Here is a 3,819-nt window from a genome sequence, read left to right on the forward strand (position 1 = left end):
GTCTGAACCACAAAACGGGCGCGGCGCGCTCTTCGCCGGTGGGCTGGCCGCCATTCTTGCGTCGGCCTGCTGCCTGGGGCCGCTGGTTTTGATCGCCTTGGGGTTCAGCGGGGCATGGATCGGCAACCTGACGGTGCTGGAACCCTATCGCCCGATCTTCATCGGCGCAGCGCTGGTCGCGCTGTTTTTCGCCTGGCGGCGCATCTACCGCCCGGCGCAAGCCTGCAAACCGGGTGAGGTCTGCGCGATTCCCCAAGTGCGAGCTACTTACAAGCTCATTTTCTGGATCGTGGCCGCGCTGGTCCTGGTCTCGCTCGGATTTCCCTACGTCATGCCATTTTTCTATTAATCACAGGAGTTCATCATGAAAAAACTGTTTGCCGCCCTCGCCCTCGCTGCCGTTGTTGCCCCCGTGTGGGCCGCCACCCAGACCGTCACGCTGTCCGTGCCTGGCATGACCTGCGCCTCTTGCCCGATCACTGTCAAGCACGCGCTTTCCAAGGTTGAGGGCGTGAGCAAGACCGACGTAAGTTTCGACAAGCGCCAGGCCGTCGTCACCTTCGACGATGCCAAGACCAACGTCCAGAAGTTGACCAAGGCGACCGAGGACGCGGGCTATCCGTCCAGCCTCAAACGCTGATCCGTTAACCGAACTCGGGAGCGACACATGGGACTCATCACGCGCATCGCTGGCAAAACCGGCGCGCTCGGCAGCGTCGTTTCCGCGATGGGCTGCGCCGCCTGTTTTCCTGCCATCGCCAGCTTTGGCGCGGCCATCGGACTGGGCTTCTTGAGCCAGTACGAGGGGCTATTCATTGGCATCCTGCTGCCGATGTTCGCCGGCATCGCGTTACTCGCCAATGCTATCGCTTGGCTCAATCATCGACAGTGGCGACGCACGGCGCTCGGCACGATAGGCCCGATCTTGGTGCTGGCAGCGGTGTTTTTAATGCGGGCTTACGGCTGGCAGAGCGGTGGACTGCTCTATGTCGGCCTGGCCTTGATGGTTGGGGTGTCGGTCTGGGATTTCATCTCGCCAGCACATCGCCGCTGCGGGCCGGACAGCTGTGAATTGCCAGAACAACGTGGCTGACGGCAACAGCCGTAGCCACCACAGAAAAGGAAAAATACATGACCACCTTGAAAATCACCGGGATGACCTGCGACTCGTGCGCGGCTCACGTCAAGGAAGCCTTGGAGAAAGTGCCCGGCGTGCAATCGGCGCTGGTGTCCTATCCGAAGGGCACAGCGCAACTCGCCATTGAGGCGGGCACGTCATCGGATGCGCTGACTACCGCCGTGGCCGGACTGGGCTACGAGGCAACGCTTGCCGATGCGCCACCGACGGACAACCGCGCCGGCCTGCTCGACAAGATGCGCGGCTGGATAGGGGCCGCTGATAAGCCCAGTGGCAACGAACGCCCGTTGCAGGTCGTCGTCATTGGTAGCGGTGGAGCCGCGATGGCGGCAGCACTGAAGGCCGTCGAGCAAGGCGCGCAGGTCACGCTGATTGAGCGCGGCACCATCGGCGGCACCTGCGTCAACGTCGGTTGTGTGCCGTCCAAGATCATGATCCGCGCCGCCCACATCGCCCATCTGCGCCGGGAAAGCCCATTCGACGGCGGCATGCCACCCACACCGCCGACGATCTTGCGCGAGCGGCTGCTGGCCCAGCAGCAGGCCCGTGTCGAAGAACTCCGTCATGCCAAGTACGAAGGCATCCTGGACGGCAATTCAGCCATCACCGTTCTGCACGGTGAAGCGCGTTTCAAGGACGACCAGAGCCTTATCGTTAGTTTGAACGAGGGTGGCGAGCGCGTCGTGATGTTCGACCGCTGCCTGGTCGCCACGGGTGCCAGCCCGGCGGTCCCGCCGATTCCGGGCTTGAAAGAGTCACCCTACTGGACTTCCACCGAGGCCCTGGCGAGCGACACCATTCCCGAACGCCTTGCCGTAATCGGCTCGTCGGTGGTGGCGCTGGAGCTGGCGCAAGCCTTTGCCCGGCTGGGCAGCAAGGTCACGGCCCTGGCGCGCAATACCTTGTTCTTCCGTGAAGACCCGGCCATCGGCGAGGCGGTGACAGCCGCTTTCCGTGCCGAGGGCATCGAGGTGCTGGAGCACACGCAAGCCAGCCAGGTCGCCCATATGGACGGTGAATTCGTGCTGACCACCACGCACGGTGAATTGCGCGCCGACAAGCTGCTGGTCGCCACCGGCCGGACACCGAACACGCGCAGCCTGGCATTGGAAGCGGCGGGGGTAGCCGTCAATGCGCAGGGGGCCATCGTCATCGACAAGGGCATGCGCACCAGTAGCCCGAACATCTACGCGGCCGGCGACTGCACCGACCAGCCGCAGTTCGTCTATGTGGCGGCAGCGGCCGGCACTCGTGCGGCGATCAACATGACTGGCGGCGATGCGGCCCTGGACCTGACCGCAATGCCGGCCGTGGTGTTCACCGACCCGCAGGTCGCCACCGTGGGCTACAGCGAGGCGGAAGCACATCACGACGGGATCGAGACCGACAGTCGCCTGCTAACACTGGATAACGTGCCGCGTGCGCTTGCCAACTTCGACACACGCGGCTTCATCAAGCTGGTCATCGAGGAAGGTAGCGGACGGCTCATCGGCGTGCAAGCGGTGGCCCCGGAAGCGGGTGAACTGATCCAGACGGCGGTGCTCGCCATTCGCAACCGTATGACCGTGCAGGAACTGGCCGACCAATTGTTCCCCTACCTGACCATGGTCGAAGGGCTGAAGCTCGCGGCGCAGACCTTCAGCAAGGACGTGAAGCAGCTTTCGTGCTGCGCCGGATGAGGAAAAGGAGGTGTTCAATGAGCGCCTACACAGTGTCCCGGCTGGCCCTTGATGCCGGGGTGAGCGTGCATATCGTGCGCGACTACCTGCTGCGCGGATTGCTACGGCCGGTCGCGTACACCACGGGCGGCTACGGCTTGTTCGATGACACCGCGTTGCAACGGCTGCGCTTTGTACGGGCTGCCTTCGAAGCGGGTATCGGCCTGGACGCACTGGCGCGGCTGTGCCGGGCGCTGGATGCTGCGGACGGTGACGGTGCGTCTGCGCAGCTTGCCGTGTTGCGGCAACTCGTCGAGCGTCGGCGCGAGGCCCTGGCCAGCCTCGAAATGCAACTGGCCGCCATGCCAACCGAACCGGCACAGCACGCGGAGAGTCTGCCATGAACAGCCCAGAGCACTTGCCGTCTGAGACGCACAAACCGATCACCGGCTACTTGTGGGGCGCGCTGGCCGTGCTCACCTGTCCCTGCCATTTGCCGATTCTCGCCATTGTGCTAGCCGGCACGACGGCCGGCGCGTTCATCGGGGAGCACTGGGGTATTGCAGCCCTCACGCTGACCGGCTTGTTTGTCCTGTCTGTGACGCGGCTGCTGCGGGCCTTCAAGGGAAGATCATGACCGCTTCCCAGCCAGCCGAGAGTGGGCAGCTTTGAGCTTCGCTACCAATCTGGAGGAGTACCACCATGAACGCAAACGCCCCGAACACTGCCAGTTGCACCACCTGCTGCGTATGCTGCAAAGAAATTCCGCTCGATGCCGCCTTCACCCCGGAAGGCGCGGAATACGTCGAACATTTCTGCGGGCTGGATTGCTATGAACGCTTCCAGGCACGCGCCAAGGCCGCGACAGAATCTGACATTGCGCCTGTCCCTGGCGGTTCGCAGCCGTCAGATTGAGGCATACCCTAACTTGATGTCAGATGCCATGTGTCATTTTCAGAAGACGACTGCACCAGTTGATTGGGCGTAATGGCTGTTGTGCAGCCAGCTCCTGACAGTTCAATA

At 63.1% G+C, this 3,819-nt stretch carries 7 protein-coding genes and 1 pseudogene; all 8 read left to right on the top strand.

What is annotated here, in order from left to right; translation table 11 throughout:
- Window positions 1-349, top strand: a 349-nt coding sequence (gene merT, locus ABN212_RS18510) for a mercuric ion transporter MerT (RefSeq protein ID WP_038885573.1), incomplete at its 5' end; no start/stop codon positions are given.
- A gap of 15 nt (window positions 350-364) precedes the next feature.
- On the top strand, window positions 365-640 hold the full coding sequence (merP, locus tag ABN212_RS18515) for a mercury resistance system periplasmic binding protein MerP (protein WP_000732275.1): 276 nt from the start codon (window positions 365-367) through the stop codon (window positions 638-640).
- A 27-nt stretch (window positions 641-667) separates the two neighbouring features.
- Complete coding sequence (gene merC / locus ABN212_RS18520; RefSeq protein WP_000522996.1) at window positions 668-1,093, top strand: organomercurial transporter MerC; 426 nt, start codon at window positions 668-670, stop codon at window positions 1,091-1,093.
- Between the two features lie 38 nt (window positions 1,094-1,131).
- The gene (gene merA / locus ABN212_RS18525) at window positions 1,132-2,817 is read left to right on the top strand and encodes a mercury(II) reductase (RefSeq protein WP_000209296.1); all 1,686 of its coding nucleotides are present in this window, start codon (window positions 1,132-1,134) and stop codon (window positions 2,815-2,817) included.
- Window positions 2,818-2,834: 17 nt separating this feature from the next.
- Window positions 2,835-3,200, top strand: coding sequence for a mercury resistance co-regulator MerD (gene merD, locus ABN212_RS18530; protein ID WP_001277466.1), 366 nt, complete (start codon window positions 2,835-2,837; stop codon window positions 3,198-3,200).
- Window positions 3,197-3,433: a broad-spectrum mercury transporter MerE gene (gene merE / locus ABN212_RS18535; protein ID WP_001087807.1), complete on the top strand. Its 237-nt coding sequence runs from the start codon at window positions 3,197-3,199 to the stop codon at window positions 3,431-3,433. The genes merD and merE overlap by 4 nt, the downstream gene beginning before the upstream one ends.
- Before the next feature lie 65 nt (window positions 3,434-3,498).
- Window positions 3,499-3,711 carry a DUF3330 domain-containing protein gene (locus ABN212_RS18540; RefSeq protein WP_000993245.1) on the top strand — a complete coding sequence of 71 codons (213 nt, stop codon included), beginning with the start codon at window positions 3,499-3,501 and terminating at the stop codon, window positions 3,709-3,711.
- A gap of 32 nt (window positions 3,712-3,743) precedes the next feature.
- Window positions 3,744-3,809, top strand: a pseudogene (locus tag ABN212_RS18955) (EAL domain-containing protein); the annotation flags it as partial.
- Between the last annotated feature and the right edge of the window lie 10 nt (window positions 3,810-3,819).

The organism is Proteus genomosp. 6, assembly GCF_040139785.1.
GTDB lineage: Bacteria > Pseudomonadota > Gammaproteobacteria > Enterobacterales > Enterobacteriaceae > Proteus.

Coding starts and splice junctions, on each gene's coding strand:
- merP (WP_000732275.1), top strand. CDS start 365: ATGAAAAAACTGTTTGCCGCCCTCGCCCTCGCTGCCGTTGTTGCCCCC.
- merC (WP_000522996.1), top strand. CDS start 668: ATGGGACTCATCACGCGCATCGCTGGCAAAACCGGCGCGCTCGGCAGC.
- merA (WP_000209296.1), top strand. CDS start 1,132: ATGACCACCTTGAAAATCACCGGGATGACCTGCGACTCGTGCGCGGCT.
- merD (WP_001277466.1), top strand. CDS start 2,835: ATGAGCGCCTACACAGTGTCCCGGCTGGCCCTTGATGCCGGGGTGAGC.
- merE (WP_001087807.1), top strand. CDS start 3,197: ATGAACAGCCCAGAGCACTTGCCGTCTGAGACGCACAAACCGATCACC.
- ABN212_RS18540 (WP_000993245.1), top strand. CDS start 3,499: ATGAACGCAAACGCCCCGAACACTGCCAGTTGCACCACCTGCTGCGTA.